The organism is Nostoc sp. DedQUE07, assembly GCF_034530975.2.
Classification (GTDB): domain Bacteria; phylum Cyanobacteriota; class Cyanobacteriia; order Cyanobacteriales; family Nostocaceae; genus Nostoc.
In genome coordinates this window covers 1-1074 of sequence record NZ_JAVRCC020000112.1, presented here as the reverse complement: position 1 = coordinate 1074, position 1074 = coordinate 1, and the positions used below count along the sequence as shown (strand labels likewise).

The 1074-nt window shown below is 42.3% G+C and carries 1 pseudogene; it reads right to left on the bottom strand.

The features are described from left to right. Nucleotide 1: 1 nt before the first annotated feature. Nucleotides 2-1020: pseudogene (locus RMZ95_RS34010) on the bottom strand (IS630 family transposase). Between the last annotated feature and the right edge of the window lie 54 nt (nucleotides 1021-1074).

Genomic DNA, 1074 nt, shown 5'->3' with positions numbered 1-1074 from the left:
TTCAAACGATTGATTGGCAATCGGTTCGTCTACGATTGTGGACAATCGTAGACGAACCGATTGCCAATAAATCATTGAGGGTTTCAAACGATTGATTGGCAATCGGTTCGTCTACGATTGTCCACAATCTCTCCGCAGGTTGTAATTCGGGTGAGTGAGAGGGTAAAAATGTTAAATGTAACCCTTCGGGAATTTCCAAATTATGGCTAATATGCCACCCAGCTCGGTCAACGGCTAGAATAATCTGTTTTTTAGCACCTAATTCAAATTCACGAGCAAAGTCTGCTAAAACCTGACTAAAAAGTTCGGTATTGACGTATGGGAGAATCCACCAATAAGTTTCTCCACTTTTGGGATGTACAAATGCATACAACCATAACCATTTAAATCTCCAGTTGACATTGGCAATTGGCGTTTCTCCCTCAGGTACATATACTCGTCGCAGAACTGGCTTGAGTCCCAAGCGGTGTTCGTCTTCACACCAAAGTTGAATTTCAGCCTCTGGATGCCTAGTTTGTAGTTCCTCAACCTCTGTGGCTAGTTTTTTTTCCAGGCTTCTTGCTCTGAAAAATCACTTTCAGTATGGCATGGGCGAGGTACTCGCAGTCTAAAAGTCATCTGCCGTAATATCTCCCATCCTCTTTGTCGGCTAACCTTTGTCCCTGTAACTTCACTCAACCAATCCGCCACTTTCCGACCATTCCATAATCCTCCATCTGGGGCATTTCCATGCAAAACTTGCCACAGATGTGCTTGCTCAACATCCTCAATTAGTGGCGAAGCTCCTTGATTTTGATTTCGGCGATCGCATAGCCCAGAAATGCCCAACTCGTTATACCTTTTTACCAATGCGTAAATCCATGTTCTGCTATAGCCCGTTATTTCCTCTACCTCCTCTGTTTTCTTTCCTTGCGCTAGTAACCATATAATCTGATACTGACGACTTTCTATTCCATCTTTAGCATGTTTATAAACTTGCTCTAGTTCAGAGCTATTTAAATGCTCCAGATAGATGAGAATATTTAAAACTTCAACAGCAATTTTTTTGGCTCGCTTTTCACTAAACCTTTTGCC